This is a genomic window from Clostridium yunnanense (assembly GCF_016595795.1).
Lineage (GTDB): Bacteria > Bacillota > Clostridia > Clostridiales > Clostridiaceae > Clostridium_AR > Clostridium_AR yunnanense.
This window is the reverse complement of record NZ_JAENHN010000048.1, coordinates 153,018-176,643: the sequence shown is the minus strand read 5'-3', so window position 1 is coordinate 176,643 and position 23,626 is coordinate 153,018. Positions and strand designations below refer to the sequence as shown.

14 protein-coding genes are annotated in these 23,626 nt (G+C 29.3%); 13 read left to right on the top strand and 1 reads right to left on the bottom strand.

From position 1 onward, the window contains the following. Positions 1 to 544: 544 nt before the first annotated feature. From ribD to JHL18_RS18005, 10 genes are all read left to right on the top strand, one after another. Positions 545 to 1,633 (top strand): bifunctional diaminohydroxyphosphoribosylaminopyrimidine deaminase/5-amino-6-(5-phosphoribosylamino)uracil reductase RibD, encoded by a 1,089-nt coding sequence (gene ribD, locus JHL18_RS18050; protein WP_200271816.1) that lies wholly within the window; start codon positions 545 to 547, stop codon positions 1,631 to 1,633. Between the two features lie 231 nt (positions 1,634 to 1,864). After that, positions 1,865 to 3,052: a GTP cyclohydrolase II gene (gene ribA, locus JHL18_RS18045; protein WP_200271813.1), complete on the top strand. Its 1,188-nt coding sequence runs from the start codon at positions 1,865 to 1,867 to the stop codon at positions 3,050 to 3,052. Between the two features lie 338 nt (positions 3,053 to 3,390). Further along, positions 3,391 to 4,836 carry a glycan biosynthesis hexose transferase WsfD gene (gene wsfD, locus JHL18_RS18040; RefSeq protein WP_200271812.1) on the top strand — a complete coding sequence of 482 codons (1,446 nt, stop codon included), beginning with the start codon at positions 3,391 to 3,393 and terminating at the stop codon, positions 4,834 to 4,836. Positions 4,837 to 4,894: 58 nt separating this feature from the next. Continuing rightward, entirely contained in the window at positions 4,895 to 5,746 is an 852-nt protein-coding gene (locus tag JHL18_RS18035) for a GGDEF domain-containing protein (protein WP_200271809.1), read from the top strand. Continuing rightward, the gene (locus JHL18_RS18030; protein ID WP_200271807.1) at positions 5,736 to 7,088 is read left to right on the top strand and encodes a hypothetical protein; all 1,353 of its coding nucleotides are present in this window, start codon (positions 5,736 to 5,738) and stop codon (positions 7,086 to 7,088) included. Before JHL18_RS18035 ends, JHL18_RS18030 begins: the two co-directional genes overlap by 11 nt. Positions 7,089 to 7,102: 14 nt before the next feature. Continuing rightward, positions 7,103 to 8,353 carry a glycosyltransferase family 2 protein gene (locus JHL18_RS18025; RefSeq protein ID WP_200271805.1) on the top strand — a complete coding sequence of 417 codons (1,251 nt, stop codon included), beginning with the start codon at positions 7,103 to 7,105 and terminating at the stop codon, positions 8,351 to 8,353. Positions 8,354 to 8,467: 114 nt separating this feature from the next. Beyond that, positions 8,468 to 10,624, top strand: coding sequence for a cellulose biosynthesis cyclic di-GMP-binding regulatory protein BcsB (locus JHL18_RS18020; protein WP_200271803.1), 2,157 nt, complete (start codon positions 8,468 to 8,470; stop codon positions 10,622 to 10,624). Positions 10,625 to 10,837: 213 nt separating this feature from the next. After that, a complete protein-coding gene (locus JHL18_RS18015) occupies positions 10,838 to 11,005 on the top strand; it encodes a zinc-ribbon domain-containing protein (protein WP_183279162.1) in 168 nt (55 codons plus the stop codon). A gap of 545 nt (positions 11,006 to 11,550) precedes the next feature. Next, on the top strand, positions 11,551 to 14,934 hold the full coding sequence (locus JHL18_RS18010) for an ATP-binding protein (RefSeq protein WP_200271801.1): 3,384 nt from the start codon (positions 11,551 to 11,553) through the stop codon (positions 14,932 to 14,934). Between the two features lie 225 nt (positions 14,935 to 15,159). After that, positions 15,160 to 16,608 carry a DEAD/DEAH box helicase gene (locus tag JHL18_RS18005; protein ID WP_200271799.1) on the top strand — a complete coding sequence of 483 codons (1,449 nt, stop codon included), beginning with the start codon at positions 15,160 to 15,162 and terminating at the stop codon, positions 16,606 to 16,608. A 203-nt stretch (positions 16,609 to 16,811) separates the two neighbouring features. Here the strand turns inward: JHL18_RS18005 and JHL18_RS18000 are convergent, their stop codons facing one another. Then, positions 16,812 to 18,818 carry a sigma 54-interacting transcriptional regulator gene (locus tag JHL18_RS18000; RefSeq protein ID WP_200271797.1) on the bottom strand — a complete coding sequence of 669 codons (2,007 nt, stop codon included), beginning with the start codon at positions 18,816 to 18,818 and terminating at the stop codon, positions 16,812 to 16,814. Positions 18,819 to 19,249: 431 nt separating this feature from the next. On the opposite strand from JHL18_RS18000, the gene ptsP reads away from it, so the two are divergent. The 3 genes from ptsP to JHL18_RS17985 all read left to right on the top strand — a co-directional run bounded on the left by ptsP (position 19,250) and on the right by JHL18_RS17985 (position 23,323). Further along, a complete protein-coding gene (ptsP, locus tag JHL18_RS17995; protein ID WP_200271795.1) occupies positions 19,250 to 20,866 on the top strand; it encodes a phosphoenolpyruvate--protein phosphotransferase in 1,617 nt (538 codons plus the stop codon). Positions 20,867 to 21,342: 476 nt separating this feature from the next. Beyond that, a complete protein-coding gene (locus tag JHL18_RS17990) occupies positions 21,343 to 21,918 on the top strand; it encodes an RNA polymerase sigma factor (protein ID WP_200271792.1) in 576 nt (191 codons plus the stop codon). Beyond that, on the top strand, positions 21,905 to 23,323 hold the full coding sequence (locus JHL18_RS17985; protein ID WP_200271790.1) for a DUF4652 domain-containing protein: 1,419 nt from the start codon (positions 21,905 to 21,907) through the stop codon (positions 23,321 to 23,323). The genes JHL18_RS17990 and JHL18_RS17985 overlap by 14 nt, the downstream gene beginning before the upstream one ends. Positions 23,324 to 23,626 lie beyond the last annotated feature (303 nt).

The following is a 23,626-nucleotide window of genomic DNA, read 5'->3' as shown; positions in this document are numbered from 1 at the left end:
GATAGAACTTCAGTTGTGTTTGATATAGTAGTGATAATTATTTGTGTAGTAGGTATGATAGTTGCAATATTTCAATAATAAAATTATTTCCTATGCATTTTAATAATTTATGTAAGAGAGTATTAAAAAGTTTATTTATAGATACATATATTAGTAAATTACCATAATAAAGTATTAATAAGAGGTTAATGCTTTATTATGGTAATTTGTTTTTTTACTGTGAAGTGAAGTATGAAGTTTATATGGCTATTAAACATAGATAGCTTAATGAGCGTAGAAGTATTTTGTAGATATACAATAAAAAGTAGAATTCATTGTACTGTCGGAAATTTTTAGTTATATAATAATTATTATTAATTAATATTGACGTTCGACAACCGCTGTGATAAATTTATACATAATAAATTAGAAATACAAAGTATAAACATACTAATTCTCTAAACATTGAATATTTATAAATATTGAAGTTGATTATGGAAATAATAGAGTTGTTATTTGATGAATATGAGTTTTTTCCCATAGTGCAAAAAGGATGTGTATATTTATGAGAGAAGTATATATGAAAAAGGCTATTGATATTGCGAATAGAGGAAGTGGTTTTGTAAATCCGGACCCTCTAGTTGGAGCAATATTGGTTAAGAACGAAAAAATAATAGGACAAGGTTGGTATAAGTCATTAGGAAGTGAAAAAGCTGAAACAATGGCCATAAAAAGCTCTAATGAAGATACTAGAGACAGTGAACTTTTTATAAATATCGAACCTGAAATTGATGAAGAAAATAATGAGTATATTTCTTTTATTTTAAATAGTGGGATAAAGAAAATATATATAGGGATACCTAATCCTAGAGTAGATATAAGTGGAAAAGCTAAAGAAGTATTTAAGCCATTAGGGGTAGACGTAGAGTATGGTGTCTTAAAGGATGAATGCGAGGAACTGAATGAAATATATGCTCATTATATAAATACAGGAACTCCTTTCGTATTTACAAAGTGGGCTATGACTTTAGATGGTAAACTAGCAAGTAGAACTGGCGATTCAAAATGGATAAGTAGTGAGAAAAGCTTAGAATTTGTACATCATTTAAGGCAGAGAGTGGCTGCTATAATGGTAGGAGAAAATACTGTAAGGCTAGATAATCCGTTGCTAACTACTAGGCTAGAGGGTGTTGTTATATCAAATCCGCTAAGAGTTATAGTATCAAGATATGGGGATATTCCTTTGAACTCCAATATATTAAAGGTTGATGATGATACACGAACTTTGATAATAGCCTCAGAAAATATTGCTATAGAAAAAGAAGAGGAATTGAAGAAATATGGTGTTGATATAATAAAACTGATAGAAAGACAAGGTAAGATACAGTTTGAAGATATATTGAAGGCTTTGGGTGAAAGAAATATAGACTCATTATATATAGAAGGAGGAAGCTCCTTGTTAGCATCTGCCTTTGAGAGCGGAGTTGTAAATAAGGTTTATGCTGCAATAGCACCTAAGATAATCGGTGGTAAAGATGCAGTCACTCCAGTTGGTGGATTAGGAATAGAAAAGATGAATGATGCTATAAGACTTAGTAAAGTAACTCACCAAATTATAGGTGATGATGTGATATTTAAAGGGTATATAGATTGAATAAAAGATCGTATAAAAGTAACAAAGAGTTTAAATTGATTAATAATTAATAGAAGGTATATAAATATGTGCCAGATTCAATTGAGATGACATAAATAGTAAATAGAAATATTAACTTAGGTTTATAGTATATAACTGACATATTTATTTAAATAGCTAAAAGAATATAGAAGAATTAGTTATAGCACACTTTTTACGAGTTCTATATCTAAATAATATTAAGGAGGAAATATGTTTACAAAGATTAACGAGGCAATTGAAGAGATAAAGAATGGAAAGTCAATAATATTAGTTGATGATGAAAATGAAGAAAATAGCGGTGTTTTATTGAGTCTATCTGAAAATATTACTAAAGAAAACATTAATTTTATGACTAAGCATGGTTCAGGAATAATCTATGTGGCTCTTAAAGAAGATAGATTTGAAGAATTGAACCTACCTAAGTTAGTGGATGGAAGTGGTATTAAAAGTAGAGATGAGTATTCTATTTCATTAGATCATGAGAGTACTTCTAGTGGAGTATCTGCAGAGGATAAGGCAATAACTATAAAAATGTTAATAAAGCAAGGAGAGACTAGAAGGAACTTTAGGATACCAGGAAGTATATTTCCTCGTAAAGCAATTAATGGTGGAGTATTAAAAAGAGCTGATAATCTAGAAGCTGCTGTTGATATCGCGATATTATCAGGGAGCTATCCTTCAGCAGTTATAACACAGATATTAAATGAAGATGGTACTTTATCAAATCTAAACGATATTAAAGAATTAGCTGAAAAGTATCAATTAAGCATCGTGTCAATTGAAGATTTGATTGCATATAGAAGAGAACGTGAATGCTATGTGACTAAGGAAGCAGAGGCTAATCTCCCAACAGAGTATGGAGATTTCAGAATGGTTGGATTCGTTAATAGATTGAATGGAGAACATCATGTTGCTTTGGTAAAGGGTGACATAAATGAAGAAGATAAGGTTTTAGTGAGAGTACATTCAGAATGCCTTACTGGAGATGCCTTTCATTCATTAAAGTGTGATTGTGGAGAGCAGTTGGCAGCAGCTTTAAGTACAATAGAAAAAGAAGGAAAGGGAGTTCTTCTATATCTTAGACAAGAAGGAAGAGGGATAGGACTAATAAATAAAATAAAGGCTTATAAACTCCAAGAAGAGGGTTTGGATACTGAGGAGGCAAACATAGCCTTAGGTTTTCCAGCTGATATGAGAGATTATGGAATAGGTGCTCAAATACTTAGTGAATTGAAAGTTAAGAAGATAAGACTTATGACTAATAATCCTAAAAAGTTAGTTGGATTAAAAGGACATGGAATAGAAGTAGTAGAGAGAGTTCCGTTAGTAATGGATACCAATCTGCATAATGCAAGGTATTTTAAAACAAAAAAAGAAAAAATGGGACATTTATACTAATATAATATCAAGTTATTATGGTAAGTTTTACTGATTTGTAATACAACGTGTATAACATAAGAATATGTATATTTAAGTTTTAAGGGCAAACTATCACTATTAGTGGAGGGTGTCCTTTTGTTTTATAGTTAAATACATTTATAAAAATAGTGGAATTTATTTACTGGAATGTCTATTAAGTTAAAAGGAACAATAATAAAGATGTACCAATACTTAAATAGAATAAGATAAGGTTCTGTAAGGAAATTAAATTACGCCTAGTATACGATTAGTATGATTATTAATTATAAAACAGTATAAATTAAGTTTCTGTATGAGAACCATTCAAAGAGGAAGCCATGAGAAGAATTAAGATTAATCTAAGTGATTCACTATTTATTTCGTTTACTATTATTCTAATATCTTCAATATGTATTTTTACTTTATTTATAAAGCCAGTAATTGGAGTTGCAGATAATGGAGACTTTTATAGAATTATAAGCCAAAGTGGTCTCTATCATCTTTCAAGTAATAGTGATGATATTTTTTTTGGATATTTTAATAAATATTATGGTATTTATAAATACTACAACGAAAATGGCATGATGCTTTTATCAACTCAAGCAATACTAATAAAAATTGCTTTGTTTTTAAATGAAATACTAAAAGGTGGGTATATTTTCGATATAAAATACTTAGCGTTACTTTATGTTATTACTATGGATTTTGCAGCTTATTTTATTATTAAATCTATAATAATAAATATAGAGTTAAAGAGATGCAAACTTTTAGCTGTTTTATTATTTGTTTTAATATTCTGCGATACAGGATATATAGCTTATTTTAACTCATTTTATGGAGAAGCTGTAAATCTAAGTTTCTTTTTACTAAGTATAGGTCTGCTGCTTTACATATATACGTTCGATAAGCTTACTATCAAATATCTAATAATATTTTTCGCTATATCTTTAATGTTTATGGGGTCTAAGCAACAACTTGCACCGATAGGAATATTATACTGCTTGCTTCTTTTAAGATTACTAATAATAACAAATTATAAACGCATTAAGCAAACCTTAAAGATTTTGACTGGTGGATTTTTAGTAGCATCTGCTATATTTTATTTTTCCATAGTAGGGCCATTTGATTATATAAACAGATACCACTCTATGACAAGAGGTGTGCTTTTAAATGAAGTTAATCCAGAAGAAGTTCTAAATGAATTTGGAATTAGCAGCCAATATTCTATATTAGCAGGAAATATTTTTTATAAATCAATGCCTGTAATAGATCCTAATGACAATAAATTAATGAATGAATTTTACTCAAAATATTCTTTTGGGTCCATATTAAAATATTATGCAAAGAACCCAAGGGCTTTTGGAAAAGTTATGAGCATAGCCTCTGAAAATGCATATAGCATAAAACCAGATGTAATGGGAAACTACGAAAAATCTGCAGGAAAGAGCTTTGGAGAGAAAAGCAGTTTTTTTTCATTATATAGTAATTTCAAGAGTAAGTATTTACCTCATAATATTGGATTTACAATAGCTCTAATAATAATTTATTTTGTTTTTGCTATCAATGATTACATATCATATAGAAGTAAAAAAGATACGAAGTCACAACTAGTAGAAGAAGCATTTGTATTTGTTTTTTTAGTAGGAGGGTCTCAAGTGCTGGTATCGGTATTAGGTGCAGGAGATGCTGATATATCAAAGCACCTGTTTATGTTTAATGTAAGTTTTGACCTTATGGTATATTTTTCAGCTATTCGGTTATTAAGACATCAAAACAGTGATTGATCTATTATACGTAAGCTAAAGTATATGATTATGAAATTTAGAAGGAGGCTAAAGATCTATGAGTTCAGAACAAGATAGGAAGAAGATAGATATATATGTAACTCTTTCAATAGCTTATTTTTTCGCAATTAATAGTTCATTTATTTACTTTAAGTTTTATGAAAATATTGAAAATTACATTCTATTTACTGTTGTGATGATAGTAGCGATGGTTAGTTATTATACTAATATAACATTATCTCTAATTGTTACTTTAATAATTGATTTCATATATTCCAGCTATAAGTTATATTTAGCCTTCATGAGTGGAATTAATATACAGAGTAGTGTTTATTATTGGATTACTATAATTCCTGTTACAGCAATTATTTTTTCGAATTTATCAAGATATATAGTTGCTTTACAGGAAGAATCAAAAACTTTAGAGAAAGAAAATCAGTCCTTAGTAATGATTGATGCAGATACAGGAATAAGAAATGCTGCAGCATTTTTCAATGAGGTTCCGATATATATGAGTATGAGTAAAAGATATAATATCCCATTAACACTAATGCTAGTTAAGTTTAGATATAAAGATAAGCTTAAAGCTATAGTTTCAGAGGAACAATTTAATAAACTATTAGTTGAGGTGTCAGATATACTCAAACAGTCTTTAAGATTAGAAGATAGAAAATATATTTTAAAAGATAGGCTCATTTTTGCATTTTTACTTATATCAGAAGGTGAAGGTTCGGAAATAGTAAAACAAAGGTTTAAAGAAAATCTTGAAAACATAAATATAAGTGATAAAGACTTATTTAATAAGTTAAAGATAGAGGTAGAGATTGGGTATTATGCATATAATGATGAAATTTCTGATGCTTTTAATTTCTTAGAAAAAGCAGAGATGGAGCTGGAATATGATGTGTAAGATCAAACGTATTAGTATCATAAGCTTGCTTATAATAATATTTTTTTATAATAGTTGTAGTGCGGCTGAAAAAAAGGTTTTAATTCTATATGATTCCTATAAAACCTTTGCCAGTGATTATAGCAACTTAAATAATATAGTAAAGCTGATAATGTCATCTAATACTGTAGATATACAAGTTAATAAGCTGAATTCAAGTATAAATAACATTAATGAATATGATAATTTAATTGTTCTTAACAATGGAAATAATAATTATAGTAAAAATATATGTGAAAAGTTAAGTTCTTATAATGGTAATGTTTTATGGTTTACTGGTAATTATAATGAAGCAAAAGAAGCTATTAAAAATATTCATATGAGGGCAGCAAAAATAGCTGTTTTAAAACCAAATTTAGATGACTATAGAATAAAAAAGCTAATTATTAATGAAATACAAGATAACAGTAATACTAAAAATCAAAAGTACTTAATTTTAAATAAGGTGTACCCATTTATAGATCTTAATGAATTTGTAGAAAAGGTAGATTTTTTATATGACCAAGGGATACCGTTTATTTGTGAAGCTATGCCTGTTTATGAAAATATAGATTTTGTTTCTATGAAAAGATTTGGTGAGGTGCTAAGATATGCTCAAAGTAAAGGTGGGAGAGTAATATTAAAATCTCCTATATTTTATATGGGAGATCCTAGTGGTGGAGAAGTAATGGAAAGAACTCAATTAGCATTTACTAACTATTTAAAATATCAAGTATATCCAATAGCCTTTAGTATACCAGATAGCTGGATTTATAATGATGAATATCATCCAATAATAAATATTTCTGACACTATAGTAGTGGAGAAAGAACAAAGTTTGAACATACTTGATTTTGAAAGCTTACATATTGATGGTTATAAAAAGGTTATGGAGAAGTTTAATATAGATGATATAGAAGCTGCCAAAAAACTTATGAATCCTGTAGGATTGGCGATAAGTTCAGATTATGGCTTATCTGAGTTTAAAGAAAAGATAAATAATGTTATTAATAAAGGGATAAAGTTTGATGATATATGTAAAGTAGAAACAAAAGTTAAGTTAAAAGAAAATGAGATAACTAATAAAGAAAGTAATATCTATTTAAATAACATACTGCAATTTCAAGGTGAGTTTTTATCTAAGACTGAACTAGAGGAAATTTACTCACAAGATAAAACAAAGGAAGTAAAAGATACGAGCTCACTTCTAGATATAAGTAAAATAAATAGATTAATTCTTATTTTTACGATAGTAGTGTGTGTAGTATTTGCTATAATTGCTTACTTTGGAGGAATTATTGATAGAAGAAAATATTTTAAGTAATGGAGTGATAATTAATGACTATATTTGATTATGCTCTTATATATTCACTTTCTGTAATTTGGATAGTTATATTTATAAACATTGTGCTAGTAATCGGAGGGTACAGATACTATTTAAAAACTTTGAAGCTGGAGATGAAGCGAGAACTTGACTATTATCCTTATATATCTATTATGGTTCCGGCGCATAATGAGAGTAAGGTTATAGAGAAAACCGTAAAAGCTTTGATGAATTTTGAGTATCCTGTAGACAGATACGAAATAATAATAATAAATGATAATTCTAGTGATAATTCAGCAGAACTATTAAAATTAATGCAAATAAAAAATCCTACAAATAAGTTAATCGTCATAAATACTGATAAGACAAATGGTGGAAAAGGAAAATCCAATGCACTTAACATTGGATTTGAAAGAAGTATAGGCGAGTACATAGTTATATATGATGCTGATAATACTCCGGAGAAAACAGCGTTAAGATATTTAGTTGAGACTATACAGCAATCAAAAAAATTTGGAGCGGTCATAGGTAAATTTAGATGTAGAAACAAAAGTAAAAATTTACTTACTAGATTTATAAATATTGAAACTATAACCTTTCAATGGATGGCACAGGCTGGAAGATGGCAGTTTTTTAATTTATGCACCATTCCTGGAACTAATTTTATAATAAGAAGAAAAATAATAGAAGATATGGGTGGTTGGGATACAAAAGCAGTGACAGAAGATACAGAGATAAGTTTTAGGCTTTATAGAATGGGATATAAAATAAAGTTTATACCTCTTTCTGTGACTTGGGAACAGGAACCTCAAACACTAAGAGTGTGGATGAAACAGAGAACAAGATGGGCCAAAGGAAATACCTATGTGGTAATTAAGAATATAAAGTATTTATTTAGTAGAAATGCAGGGGCAACTAGATTTGATATATTTTATTATGTAATTATATATTTCTTTTTTTTATCATCTGTTATATTATCCGATGGATTATTTATCTTAGGGTTTACAGGAGCAGTAACTTTACATATCAGTGGGTATAGTGTGGTGCTATGGATAATGGCTTACTCAGCTTTTGTTCTATCAATATTAGTAGCTGTATCTACGGAAAAAGGTGAATTAAATATAAAAAATTTTTTTGTAATATTGCTTATGTATTTTACTTACTGCAAGTTATGGACTGTAGTAGCTGCTCTTGGTTTTTATAACTATCTAAAAGATACCGTGCTAAAAAGAGAAGCTAAGTGGTATAAGACGGAACGGTTTTAGCGGATGAAATAGTAATTTATAAAAAGTTTCAAAAAGAATAAGCCTTATAGATTTTTACTGTAATTTGAAAGGTGCCTGGAAGACTATAAACTCTATATCAATGGAGGGACAGCAATGAACTTAGGATGGTTTTATAAAAAGTTGAGTTTTTTAATGACTTTTATTTTTATATTAATATCTACTCAAAGTCCAATTAACAAAATGCAGGGAGCATATGCTGCTGAAAATCAGCTGGTGGACTATACCAATATCACCAATGAGCCTAATAGTGATAATTTTAAGAGAGTTGATATAGGAAATGATGTTGTTCTTAAAGGAACTTTTGCAAGTCACAATATGTATTTTGATATAAATAAATGGTGGGATGTTCAAAGTATAGATGTAAATTTATTTTTAAGCATAAATCAGATTATAGATCAAGAAAAAAATGCATCAATTACATGCTTGTTAAATGGCGTACCTTTTTATTCAAGTAAAATAAATTACAATCCTAAAGTGGAGGAACAGAACTTTAAAGTTAGTATACCTAAAAAATTAATAAAGGAAGGTGGAAATGAATTTGTTATTCAAGCTTATTGCAGAGTTTCAGATAAGCCCTGTGATGATGATATAAATAATGCTAATTGGATGACCCTATCAAGTAAGTCTAATATATTAATTAATTTTAAAGAGAAGGGTATAAGTAATAGCATTGACCAATTTCCATATCCGTTTTTTAGGATAAATGAAAACAAAGTCTCTAATTGTATTATACTAGTTCCAGATCAATATACGGATACTGATATGACAGCAGCATTAATGCTATCAACATATTTTGGAGGCCTAAGTACAAGTGGGGATTATAAGATAGATATAAATAGGTACTCTGAAAATATTGATAAAACAGATAGAGATATAATATATATTGGAAGTCATAATAACATGCCAAATGAAATTAAGAATATTTATAATCAAATACAAGATTTTGATTATAAAAATTCTGCATTAATAAAAAAGACTAAATCACCTTTTTCGAAAAGTGATCTTCGGAAAAGTTTAATAATTATTTCTGATAATGATTCACTGAGGTTAAAGGCTGCAACAGCTCTTATGAATAACAGCTTAATAAGCCAAATTTATTCAGATACTCTAAAAATAGATGTTAATACTAAAGTAGAGTTTAAAAATGAAAGTATTAAAAGCAATATTACTTTCAGTGATCTTGGAATAGGTGATATCCTTCTGAAAGGACCTTTTAGAAAAAGCGGTACCATATCTTATTCACTACCGAAGAATAGGGTACTAAGCAATGGATCAAAGATATCTCTTATTACAAGATATTCAGAGAACCTTGATTTTTCTAAATCACTTCTTACTGTTTTTGTGAATGGAATTCCAATAGGGAGTAGGAAGCTTGAGAAAGCAAAGGCTAATGGAGACACCGTTGAATTAAATATACCAAGTAATATAAGTAAAACCAATTACATAGAAATAAATATAGTTTTTGATTTGGAACTAGAAAATTACTACTGTGAGCAGAGGAATCAGGAAACACCTTGGGCAGTAGTAACAAATATATCTACTTTATATTTACCCACAAAAGAAGTATCTAGTTATAAATTTGAAACATACCCTAGTCCGTATTTAATTAATAATAAGTTTAATAATACAGCATTGATAGTGCCTGACAATCTATCTTCAAATGAAATAAGTTCGTTGTCCCATATGTTTTCATACATAGGAAGTGGCACAAGTTTAAGTGATGGTAGTTTTAAAGTAGTTAGAGCTAGCAAGTTTAATGATCAATATAAAAATATGAACTTAATATTATACGGTACAGCTAAAGATAATCCGATAATTAAACAAATAAATGGAAACTTATGGTTTAAATATAATGCTGAATATAATAAATTTTTATCAAATGAAAAGTTATTTTTAGAAGAACAATATTCTAACAATATAGCAACTTTTCAATTCGATATATCGCCATTTAATAAGCAATGTTCACTTTTAGTACTAACGTCACCAAATAAGAATATACTAACTGAGTCTCTACTATACTTATCTTCTTCTAAGCTGTCACCAAAGCTAATAGGAGATAGTGCGGTTATTGATAAGTTTGGAAACTTAAGAACCTTTAAGTTCAAAAAAGATATTAGTGAACCTGCATACGAAAAAATAAGAAACTTAGATATTCAATCAAAAAACTTTATAATCTTTTTTAGTTTATTTTTGATATTTATAATTACGGCTATAAGTTTATATTTTATAAAAAATAGAAAGAGAAAATAGAGCGTAAATACGCTTATATGAACTGGATAAAATGGAATTTATTGTTGAATAAAAAACTTGCTTAATATTTCTATGTATGTTATACTGAATGCGTTGTGATAATTTTTATCGCAAACACAAAGATTTAATTAATATGATTGAACATTACCTTTTTAGGCGTATAGTAATCTATTTTTAAATCTTAATATATGAATAAAAAGGAGAAATGTTCAAATGGCAGATAAGACTTTAGTTTGCAAAGATTGTTCAAAAGAATTTGTTTTCACTGAAGGAGAACAAGCATTCTACAAAGAAAAAGGATTCGAAAACGAACCACAAAGATGCCCAGATTGTAGAAGAGCAAGAAAGCAACAAAACAACAACAGAGGATTCAGAAGATAATAATTGACTGAATATAGGCTATCTAGAAGATTTAGTTCTTTTAGATAGCTTTTTTACTGTAAAAGAAAGTGTGAAAGCCTTGAGTTAGCTAAATCTAGAATTTCAATGCTTTTAGAAGTTTTTTATGGTTATACAGGAAAAAATAAGACTTATTTGCCTGCCAGATTTTCTTCTTAAAAAATGATAGTTAATATAGTCATCTAAAATTCTAAAGATGTACTGCCAAAATCCAAAATCTACAAAATTGAGAAGTATATTTTAATACTAATTAATTCCTATATATAAAATAATGATTAACTGCTAAAATCTATATGGGAGTTGTATTGATTATATTGTGAAAAGTTACGTTAAACTTTGGTAAATTAATACAGGGCTGAAAAAGATGCATTGTATATAATTGAATAATATCGTGAAAAGGTTATATATTTGGATGCTTAAAATATAAAAAATAAAATATATTTACTTTAGATATGTGTTAAAAATACTAAGGTTGGATATGGAATGTACTAAGAATATAATTATAAATTTATTGTGGGGAGTTTTTAATGAATTATTTTAAGTCGCAAAAATTGAAGTTATTAGTTATGCTTTCTGTTACACTATTAGCTTTTGGATTTTTAATTGTAGATAGTATAAATGTGAATAAAGGTGGCAATAAATTTCCGCAAGCCAATTCAGGAGTAATTGACTTTACACATTGGAACTTCAAGAATGATGGATTAATAAATTTAAATGGCCAGTGGGAATTTTATAAAGATAAGTTAATTAGTCCGGAAGAGTTTGACATAGCGCTTATTAATAGCAATAAGCAGTATTCAACAGTGCCTGGTATATTTGCGACACAGGGCTACGGAACATACAGATTGAAAGTATTAGCTAATAATCCAGATGACATATATTCTATTAAAATAGATTACATACAAAGTGCATACAAGCTTTGGGTTAATAACAGTTTAGTGATGAGTAACGGAGTAGTGGGGAGTAGTAAAGAGGCGATGACTCCACAGCTTCTTCCTAAGATCGGAACATTTAGTCCAAATGGTAAAGAGTTCTATATAACATTGCAAGTAAGCAATTATTATAGTGAGCTTGGTTTTATAGACAATATAGTTATGGGAGATAATCAGGTTGTAAGTAGCTACAGAGATAAAAAGCTAGCTTTTGACTTGTTTATCTTAGGAAGTACTTTTATTGCTGCGTTATACAATCTAGGGGTTTATGCTAAGAGAAGAAAAGATAAAGCACCGCTATATTTTGCTATAGTATGCTTGTTAATTGCAATAAGGACTATGTTTATTGGAGAAAGATTTTTTGTTATGCTTTTTCCTGGATTTAGTTACCAGATTGCTGTAAAGATAATGGTGCTTACTTTTTATGTGTATATCCCCTTTATTATTTTATTTATAAATAAGTGCTATGGAGAAATACTACTAAAGGATTTAGTTAAGATTTCTACAATTACTGCATTTGTATATACATTTATAGCAGTTGTAAGTCCTATAAAATACTATCTGCAGTATATAATACCCTTTGAGGGGTTTGCGTTAGGTATGCTTTTGTATATGATGTATAAGATATCAAAAACTCATATTTCCAGTGGTAAGCCAGACTATATTGCTTTAGTTGGACTGTTTGCATTATTTATATCCAGGGTTAATGATATATTATATGAATATAGTATCATAATATCAACCTCTTTAGCGCCTCTTGGAACTCTAGTATTTATTATAGCTAATTATTATGTACTAGCTGGTAGACAATCAAATGCATACAATAGTTTAGAGATAGCTAGAGAAAAACTTGAATCTATAAATAAGTTAAAGGATGATTTTTTTGCTATAACATCTCATGAGCTTAAGACACCAATTAGTGGGATAGTAGGGCTATCTGAAAGTTTAATTAATAAGAATGTATTAAATGCCGAAGATCAAAGCAGTGTTAACTTAATTAATTTAAGCGTTAAGAGGCTAGCAAATCTAGTAGAAGACATGGCTTTGTTCTCTAGATTAAAGAATAATAATATTAAGCTTAACAAAAAGCCAATAAAGATAAATAGAATAGTAGACAATGTAATAAGATTTTTAGAGATATCAATTGGAAAAAAGGAAATAAAGATAATTAATTTGATAGATAAGGATGTTCCGCATATATTTGCTGATGAAGATAGGATTCAGCAAATATTCTACAATTTGATTTCTAATAGCATTAAATTTACCCATAGAGGTAATATAGTTATATCATACGTGTGTAATGAAGAGTATATGGAAATTTCAGTTGAGGATCAAGGTATTGGTATTCCTAAGGACAAACTGAAAGACATATTTGAAATTTATGAGCAAGTTGAAGGTGTTTCATCCAATTATGGGGGAACAGGGATAGGGTTATATATAACAAAGCAACTTGTAGAATTACATAAAGGTATTATAAAAGTATCTTCAGATTTCGGTAAAGGCAGTAAGTTTACATTTTTAATTCCATTAGCAACCGTGGATATAGTTCCTAGTGGAATAGATGAGTTAAATAATGATTTTGCTTATGAAGTAGCTTACGACGAATTAGAAACTAATAAAAATGACTATAATTATGAATATATAGAAGAAAAGGCCTTAAATACTTCATATATAAATAATATAGGACATTCATATAAGATTTTAGTGGTAGATGATGAATATGTTAATCAAAAAGTATTAGAAAATTATTTAAGTGAAATTTCAGAAGATATTTTGGTAGCTTCAAATGGTAAAGAGGCATTAGATATATTGGAATTAAATGAAGATATAGATTTGGTTATTTTAGATATGATGATGCCAGACCTTTTAGGGTATGAAGTTTCAGAAAACATAAGGAAGAAAAAGAATATATTTGAACTACCGATACTTATTATGACCGCTGATAGAAGAATAGAAAGTTTAATTTCATCCTTCGAGTGCGGTGCTAATGATTACTTAAACAAACCCTTTGATAAGACTGAGTTATTAGCTAGAGTAACTACTTTATTAACGCTTAAGAGTAAGGTAAAAGAGGCTCTTAACTTATCAAATCAAGTTATAGCGGCTAATAAGGAAGTTAAGTCATTAAGTAAACAAAATGTGGAAAATAATAAAAAAGTAGAAGCCCTTATGGAATATGATAAGATAAAGACTGAATTTTTTACAAATATATCTCATGAGTTAAAGACTCCACTAAATGTAATTTCTAGTACTATACAATTATTAGAGTCGCTGGATAGAAATAAGCAATTAGGAGATGAAAAAATTAAATACTATTTCAAGATTATGAATCAAAATTCCTTGAGACTTCTAAGGCTTATAAATAACCTTATAGATACCACAAAAATTGATGGCGGATACATAGGATTAAATCTTAAGAATGATAATATAGTTTATGTTGTTGAAGAGATATGCCAATCAGTAACAGAGTATGGTAATGCAAAGAACATTGAGATTATATTCGATACAGATATTGAAGAAAAGATAATGGCTTTTGATGAGGAGAAGATAGAAAGAATTATATTAAACATCCTTTCCAATGCAGTTAAATTCACAAAAGAAGGCGGAAGTATATTTATAAATATATATGATAAAGCTGATAATGTAGAGATTTCTATTAAGGATACAGGAATAGGAATTCCAAAAGAGATGACAGAGTATATATTTGAGCGTTTTGCACAAATAGATAAATCGATAACAAGACAAAATGAAGGCAGTGGTATAGGGTTAGCTCTAGTAAGATCTTTGGTAGAAATGCATGAAGGTACCATAAGGGTAGTCAGTGAAGTAGGGCTCGGCAGTGAGTTTATTATAAATCTTCCAGTGCGAATTCTCCAAGGAGAGGATATAAACTCTATAGCATATAAACAAATTAGGGAAGAATCTAAGTTAAAGTATGATAAGAGTTTATCCATTGAGTTCTCTGATATATATTTGTAATATGGATGTAACACTTCATAATGAAATTTATTATTTTTAAATTCTCTCAGCAGAAGCTGCGAGAGTTTTAAAAATAGTTTTCGGATCTAAGTGGCACATCTTTATAGAAATTAAGCAAGTAAATAATTTAAGTTATAATAAAGTAGTTTAGTGGTCATGTATATATAGTGATAGAGTAGGAAAATTTATAAGAAAGTATTTAACAAGCAAAGAGGTTAATAATAGATGAATAATTTAAGTTTCGAAGAATTAAATTTAAGTGAACAAATTTTAGAGGCGGTACATAAACTAGGTTATAGAAATCCATCAAAGGTACAACAGCAAGTTATACCTAAAGCAATGGAAGATAAGGATATAATAGTAAAGTCGCAAACAGGAAGTGGTAAGACAGCTTCGTTTGCTATACCTTTATGCGAAAGCATATACATAGAGGAAAGGAGTCCTCAGGCTTTAGTGCTAACACCAACTAGAGAACTTTGTGTTCAGGTAAAAGATGAAATAGCCAATATAGGTAGACTTAAAAAGGTAAGAGCTACAGCTGTGTTTGGAAAGCAACCCTTCAGTGATCAGGTTAGAGAGCTTAAACAGAGGACGCATGTAGTGGTTGGTACACCAGGACGAACATTAGATCATATAGAAAGAGGAAGCATAGTATTAGATAAAATCAAATATCTTGTTATTGATGAAGCTGATGAAATGCTTAATATGGGATTTATAGATCAAGTAGAAGATATAATAAAGAAACTTCCTAAGAACAGAGTCACAATGCTTTTTTCTGCAACTATTTCAGAAGAAATCGATAAGTTGTGTGGAAAACATATGAATAATCCGATGAAAATCGAGATAAATCCAGAGAGAATTACTACAGAGAGAATCAAACATATTTGCTACAAGGTAGGCTATGAATACAAATTTAATCTATTAAAAGATATATTAATACTAGAAAATATAGATAGTTCTATAATATTTTGCAGCACAAAGGAAAATGTAGATGAGGTAACTAATAAGTTAAATGCTCAAGGTTTCCCTTGTGATAAACTTCATGGTGGTATGATGCAAAAGGATAGATTGGATGTAATGAATGCATTTAAAAGAGGCGCATTTAGAATTCTAGTAGCTACAGATGTTGCTGCTAGAGGTATAGATGTTCAAGATGTTAGTCATATAATAAATTATGATATTCCTATGGAGAAAGAAAGTTATGTACATAGAACTGGCAGAACAGGAAGAGCTGGTAAGCAAGGAAAAGCAATAACTTTTGTAAATAATTATGATAATAGATTCTTATTGCAAATTGAAGAATATCTAGGTTTTAAGCTTGAAAGAGAAGAAATTCCAAGCAAAGATTTAGTTTATAGTTTGAAAAAAGATTTCTTAGATAAACTAAATACAAAACCTATACTAAAAAAAGATAAGAGCAGTGAACTTAATAAGCAGGTATATAAGATTTATATCAATGCTGGGAAAAAGAAAAAGATAAGACCAGGAGATATCGTTGGTGCAATTCTTAGTGTAGAGGGTTTAACAAGTGATGATATAGGTATTATTGATATTCAAGATGGATTTTCTTATATTGATATACTTAATGGAAAAGGAAGTCAGGTTCTAGAGGGACTTAATACCAACATTACTGTTAAAGGGAAGTCAGTTAAAGCTCAAAGAGCTAAAAAATAGAGTTTGACATAATTATAAAGGCCTCGCATATAAGGTGGGTTAAAACCATTTGTATGCGGGGCCTTTTATTATTTATGGATGTACCACTTCGTAATAAAACTTATTATTTTTAAATGCTCTCACCAGAAGCCGTGAGAGTTTTAAAAATAGATTTCGGATCGAAGTGGTACATCTTTAGATAAGGCAAGTACATTTTTAGTAGCTTAATCCTTAGTTATAAGATTATATTTCTGGCACTTTAAGGCTATAGTCCTATGAGTAAGTCCTAAGGCTTTTCCAGCTTTGTTATAGCTCTTATATCTATCCATTGCAGCCTTTATTATTTGCTTTTCATATTCTTCAAAAGGTAGTAAATCATCTCCATCTAGACTGATAGGTGACTTGTTGCTAGTGGAAGCCTTCTTTAAGAAAGAAGGAAGATCTATCTCTCTAATATATTCGTCATTACACAAATTCATAGCTCGTTCAATTATGTTTTCTAATTCTCTTATGTTTCCTGGCCATGAGTAATCCTGTAATAAAAGTATGCATTCTTTACTTATACCTTTGATATTTATATTTAACTTTTCATTTATCTTCATTATGAAGTGTTCAACTAAAAGTCCTATATCTTCTTTTCTATCTCTTAAAGGAGGAAGATTGATAGGAAGTACATTGAGTCTATAATATAAATCCTCTCTAAAGTCATTGTTGGATATCATTTCTTCAAGATTTCTATTAGTTGCAGCTATAACTCTGACATCTATTTTTTGAGGGGATAAACCACCTAGACTTTCAATCTCTCGCTCTTGAAGAACTCTTAAAAGTTTAACCTGCATTGTAATGGGCATGTCACCAATTTCATCCAGAAAGATAGTTCCTTGGTCTGCTATAGCGAATTTACCAGGTTTACTTTTTACAGCGCCAGTGAAAGCCCCTTTTTCATAACCAAATAATTCACTTTCTAATAAGTTCTCTGGTATTGCAGCGCAGTTCACTCTTATAAAAGGTTTGTTCTTTCTGTCGCTATTACTGTGTATAGCTTTAGCTATTAACTCTTTTCCAGTTCCGCTTTCTCCTCTAATAAGTACAGTAGAAGTGCTTTTTGAAGCCATTTCGCATATGTGTAATATATCTTTTAGGGTACCTGAGGAACCTATTATATCCTTAAAGGATGATTCTAAAGAAGTGTGTTTCTTTAACTCCTCTTTATAATAGTTTAATTCTTCTTCAGAACGTTTTAATTTTCCCATAAGCTCTTTGATTTCATTTATTGGTTTTGAAGTGGAGATTATTCCTTTAAAATCCCCATCTATGAATATAGGATCCAATGTGGTTATTATTTCTATATTTTCTTTGTTATGAATCATATTCTCTATCCTTTTTCTTTCGGTGAAAGCCTTCACTCTATAGCCATTAGGAGAAAGTGTAAAAATATCTTTTCCTATTACATTTTGAGATGATATTGGAAGATGCTCTCGATAAGCAGGGTTGATATAACTTACCTTGCCATATTCATCAACAAAGCAAATCATGTCATGAGAAGCTGACAGTATTTTGCTAAACTTTTCATTAAGCTCCTTCATTCCAACAAGATCAGAAACATCTTGAAAAACTCCAACTGCACCAATTACAGTATCATTAGTGAAAATAGGACTACGATTTACCATTGTGGTCTTATTATTTATATGTTGAATTTGTCCGAACTGTTTTATCGTTCTCTCTATAATTTGAGGAAGTTCACTAGTTGGGATGATATCATTCACATTTTTTCCTATTACTTGTTCATACTTCATTTCTATTATATTTAAAGCATAATCATTAATGCTTATAATATTGTAGTTCATATCAATAACTATAATTCCAATTGGTACATTTTCTAAAATCTGATCATTAGCAATCTTGCTTTCTTCTATAAAAACATCTATTGGATTCATTAGAGTAGAGCCTTGATTTATATGAGTTTCTATATAATCTAAAAGCTCTTGGACTGCCACTATTCCAGTAGGATTTTCTTCCTTACAGCCTATAAGTACTGTTTCATTCGAATGTACCCTTAAAGATAAGAGCGCTAACATGCTTATTCCTAGCCAATCGGTATATTCACTTTTCTTTATATATAAATTAATATTAAGCTTTGATTTTATTTGCGAGGCTTTATTTACTATCATAGCAGCGAATCTTGTATGTAATCCATTTGGGTCTTTTATAAATATTTCTTTTGAATACATAGAACACCTCCGTAGTAACTTGATAAAATTTATCAACATATTTACATGTTGATAAATTTTATCAATACATATTATATCATATATTATAAGGGTTTGTAATAGAATATATTAGTAAGTGAGAAGGTGGGTTGATAAAAATTATCAAGAGTTAAGTGGTGAACTTTAGTAGAATAATCACATTAGTTATTTGTAACAATAAATATTGTGTAAATTTTATCATTATAATCATAAGAGTTACAAATATTCTTACATTAAATGGCTTAAAATGCAAAAAATATTATAAATATAGAGCAAATCATAAGTTGGCATGATAATTGCTAATAAAATTAAAGGCTAGAAACATAAAATTTAAGTATTTATTGTTTAAGGTCTATTTACTTAGACATATGGAATAATAGTTTATTCGTTTATTTATAAGGAGGAGTAACATAATGAGAAAAGGTATTGCAGCTTCAAAAGGTTATGCAATAGGTAAGGTTTTTATACAAGAGCATGAAGAGATAGTAATAAGTGACGTAAAGATAAATGATATACAAGCAGAAAAAGAATTACTTCAAAGAGCATTGGTTTCTTCTAAGGAACAATTAGAAAAGATAAAAGCAAAAGCTGTTGAATCAATGGGAGAAGAAAAAGCTGAGGTTTTTGAAGCTCATATTACATTATTAGATGACCCAGAATTTACTGGAGCTATGGAACTTGAAATAGAAAATAATAGTGTTAATGCTATGAAGGCTGTTGATGGAGTAACTAACACATTTGTTATGATATTCGAATCAATGGAAGATGCCTATATGAGAGAAAGAGCTGCGGACATTAAAGACGTTTCTAAGAGAATAATAGCTAATATAGCTGGTAAAGTTGATAGCTTTGAAATAACTGAAGAAAATACTATAGTTGTTGCACATGATTTAACTCCATCAGATACAGCTCAGCTTGATAGAAGCAAGGTTGTTGCATTCTTAACTAATATTGGTGGAAGAACATCTCACTCTGCTATAATGGCAAGAACACTTGAAATACCTGCTGTTGTTGGATTAAAGGATATAACTACATCAGTGAAGAATGGCGATAGCGTAATAGTTGATGGTATCGAAGGTGTTGTTATAGTAAATCCAGATGAAGCTACAGTTCAAGAATATATGACTAAGAGAGAAAAGTTTGTAGCTGAACAAGAAGAATTGAAGAAGCTTATAAGCGTTAAGACTGTTACTAAGTCAGGTAAGAGAGTAGAAGTTTGTGGAAACATAGGTAAGCCAGAAGATGTTCACCAAGTTTTAGCTAATGGTGGTGACGGGGTTGGTTTATTCAGAACTGAGTTCTTATACATGGACAGAGACAGTGCTCCAACTGAAGAAGAACAATTTGAAAGCTACAAGTATGTTCTTGAAAAGATGGAAGGAAAGCAAGTCGTTATAAGAACTTTAGATATTGGAGGAGATAAGACACTTCCATATCTTCCATTACCAGAAGAAATGAATCCATTCTTAGGATACAGAGCTATAAGACTTTGCTTAGATAGAAAAGAAATATTTAAGGTTCAATTAAGAGCATTACTTAGAGCATCAATATACGGAAATTTATGTGTAATGTTCCCAATGATTTCTGGTTTAGAAGAATTCCTTCAAGCTAAAGAAGTTGTTGATGAATGTAAGGCTGAATTAAAAGCTGAAGGCAAAGAGTACTCAGAAACAACTCAATGGGGTATCATGGTTGAAATCCCTGCAGCTGCAGTTTATGCTGATGAGTTAGCTAAACACGTTGATTTCTTCTCAATAGGAACAAACGACTTAATTCAATATACTTTAGCTGCAGACAGAATGAGTGAAAAGGTATCTTACCTATACAACCCAATGCATCCAGCTGTACTTAGACTTATAAAGATGACAATAGATGGTGCTCATAAGCATGGTAAGTGGGTTGGAATGTGTGGAGAAATGGCTGGAGATGAAGCAGCTATTCCAACACTTGTAGAATATGGATTAGATGAATTCTCAATGAGTGCTAGTTCAATATTAAATGCTAAGAAAATAATAATAGAACAAGAATAATTCTTAAATTAAGTTAATATAGGGTATTATCAGCTTATAAGGCATTATAACTAACCCTAATAGTTATTGCTGAATAGAGTTTCATTTTTAAACCCTATAAAGATGAAAGTAGTATATACTAGAAGCTGATATTACTCATAAGAAAATACAACTTATCCCTAAATACAAGTACTTAGAATAAGGCTTTTGCGGTTGCAAAAGCCTTATTCTTTTATTTTTTACGAATAAATCATGAAGTCAAAGCCTTCGTAAAGTATAATGAAAAAGAACTTATCTTTAAAGAATAACAATGTTATTTAATTTTTTAGAGGATACGTTTATACATATTAATGAACGTACTCTCTATTTTGGGGAATTATAAAGTTTTAATTAAATAAATTTATAAAAGCTGAACTAATGTATTGTATTATGCGTATATAAGGTGAAATCACAAGTTATTAGATTATAGTGAAACTACTATAGTAGGGGTGAGAAATTTGAATGAGGATATAGAACTAGTGAGTGAAGTACTCAATGGAAACATAGATAGCTTTAATATTTTAGTAAATAAATATGAGCTAATAGTTTTAAGATTTGTTTATTCTATAACAAAAGACAAAGAAGCTTCAGAGGATATAGCTCAAGAAACATTTATTACGGCCTATAACAAGCTTTATCTATATGATAAAAAATATAAATTTTCAAATTGGTTGCTTCAAATAAGTAAAAATAAAGCAATTGATTTTATAAGAAAATTTAAAAGAGTATATGAAGCGAACATAGAAGATGCCAGGGATGTAAAATCTAAGGAAGCTTCACCACAAGAGCAGTTGGAATTTGTAGATCTAAAAAAAGAAGTAACAGAATTTATTCAGTCTTTAGAAGAAGTTGATAGACAGATTATTCTCCTTAGATATAGTGGGGAAAGAACATTTTTTGATATCTCTCAGATTCTTTCAATAAGTGAATCTAGTGTTAAAAGAAAGTATTACAGGTTAAGAGATAAGTTTAAAAACTCTTTATATTACAATAAAACATTAGGGCAAGGGGGTGCCGCCAATGAAATGCGATAGCTTCGAGAAAAAGTTAGATTTATATGTAGAAAATCAACTACAAAAAGAAATGAAAAAATTAATGGATGAACATGTTACAGAATGTGAAAACTGTAGAAAGCTTTATGAAGAAGAAAAAGAACTTGATGAGATGCTTAGTAAATCACTAAGTTTTGAAGATGTAGACTTTAAAAGTTCAAGAGCAGAAATAATAAAATCAATAGATAAAGATAGATATAAAAAAGGTTATAAAAATAATATAAAGTATCATATTATACGGAATAAAAATAAATATGCAATCGCAGCATCTTTTGCATTTATGCTTACAAGTATGGCATTTTTAAAGGATCACATCAATTTTTCTACGACAGGAAGTAAAAGTGATAAAGCTATGTCAGTAGAATATGTAGATAACTCTAAGGCAGACAGTATTAGGAAAAGCAGTTTATCACAGCATAATAATAACACTAGTAGTAAAGTGATGAATGATACTACTGATACTGTATTGGACGAATTAGATATTTTAACTAATAATATATTTACTTATCCTGTAGTTGATCTAAGTGAAATAGGTGTAGAGAAAGCTAATGAAGGTTTATTAAAAGGAAAATCAAAGGCAAAGGTATCGCCTAGTGAAAGATACGAAGCGTATATAGTTGGAAAAGGTGATAACATAGATAAGGAAGGGCCTGGCTTTCTTGCTATAAAAGATAATTCATCAAATTCTACGAAATATTATAAAGTTACTACTAATAGTGCTAAATATGATGCTCCCTTATATGTTGAGTGGAATGATGATAATACTTTATTCATAATTGTAGGATCAGCATATGGAAAAACTACACATGGTGGTAGCTTATACGCTCTAAATATTGATAAAGGTAATACAGTGCTAATTTATGGAGTATACACTCCAATGGAACAAGTAACATCAATAAAAGTAGAAAAGAATAAAGTACAAATGTCATTGATAAAGTATAATGATAGCAGTATGAATTCTTATATAACAATCAAGAATACAGCTACCTTTGATGTAAGTCAGGCAAATGGGATTTCTAATTCTTTAGCAGACTCAAAAGAAAAAGATGAAGAATATAAGGTTTTGCAGAACTACAATAGATTGTTATTTGGAGATCCTTCAATAAAAGAGGCTGATGTTTTAGCAGATGATATGAATTTTATTAAGCCAAAAGGCATAAGAGGAAAAACATATATCAACGGAATAGTGCAAATAAGTGATAAGGAATTCGAGGATTATTTTAAACCAGATGAATTTAAAAATATTAAAATATATGGTGTAGAATTTTTAACTGAAAATAAGAAGGATAGTATATATCAATTGGTAGTCTTAGGGCAAGAAAGTAGTACTAATCTTTGGAAAGTTGCTCGTTCTAATACTTTGCCTCAAGGGCATGTAGGAAAATAAATTAATGTATTGATATCATTGAAAGATAAGTATTGTGTTTAATAAATAGGCTCTGTTTAAGATCACTGATGAAATTAAAGCGTTGGATGATTAACAATTTGATTTCAACACAGTGCTTTAACAGCATCAATAAATAAAAATCAATCATATAGGAAAGATGATTTCCAATATATGATTGATTTTTTGTTTTATAAAGATTTAAAAGTAATTGTTGTTTAGATAAAGATTCACAGGGGCAATGGAATATATTTCTTTATAAAATGCTTTAATGGTATAATTATACGTGGAATTATTTTATATTAA

Bases quoted from the DNA above. Each gene is read 5' to 3' on its own strand.
- ribD (WP_200271816.1), top strand. From the start codon at position 545: ATGAGAGAAGTATATATGAAAAAGGCTATTGATATTGCGAATAGAGGA.
- JHL18_RS18000 (WP_200271797.1), bottom strand. From the start codon at position 18,818: ATGTATTCAAAAGAAATATTTATAAAAGACCCAAATGGATTACATACA.
- JHL18_RS18035 (WP_200271809.1), top strand. From the start codon at position 4,895: ATGAGTTCAGAACAAGATAGGAAGAAGATAGATATATATGTAACTCTT.
- JHL18_RS18015 (WP_183279162.1), top strand. From the start codon at position 10,838: ATGGCAGATAAGACTTTAGTTTGCAAAGATTGTTCAAAAGAATTTGTT.
- JHL18_RS17985 (WP_200271790.1), top strand. From the start codon at position 21,905: ATGAAATGCGATAGCTTCGAGAAAAAGTTAGATTTATATGTAGAAAAT.
- JHL18_RS18020 (WP_200271803.1), top strand. From the start codon at position 8,468: ATGAACTTAGGATGGTTTTATAAAAAGTTGAGTTTTTTAATGACTTTT.
- JHL18_RS18030 (WP_200271807.1), top strand. From the start codon at position 5,736: ATGATGTGTAAGATCAAACGTATTAGTATCATAAGCTTGCTTATAATA.
- ptsP (WP_200271795.1), top strand. From the start codon at position 19,250: ATGAGAAAAGGTATTGCAGCTTCAAAAGGTTATGCAATAGGTAAGGTT.
- JHL18_RS18010 (WP_200271801.1), top strand. From the start codon at position 11,551: ATGAATTATTTTAAGTCGCAAAAATTGAAGTTATTAGTTATGCTTTCT.
- wsfD (WP_200271812.1), top strand. From the start codon at position 3,391: ATGAGAAGAATTAAGATTAATCTAAGTGATTCACTATTTATTTCGTTT.
- JHL18_RS18025 (WP_200271805.1), top strand. From the start codon at position 7,103: ATGACTATATTTGATTATGCTCTTATATATTCACTTTCTGTAATTTGG.
- JHL18_RS18005 (WP_200271799.1), top strand. From the start codon at position 15,160: ATGAATAATTTAAGTTTCGAAGAATTAAATTTAAGTGAACAAATTTTA.
- ribA (WP_200271813.1), top strand. From the start codon at position 1,865: ATGTTTACAAAGATTAACGAGGCAATTGAAGAGATAAAGAATGGAAAG.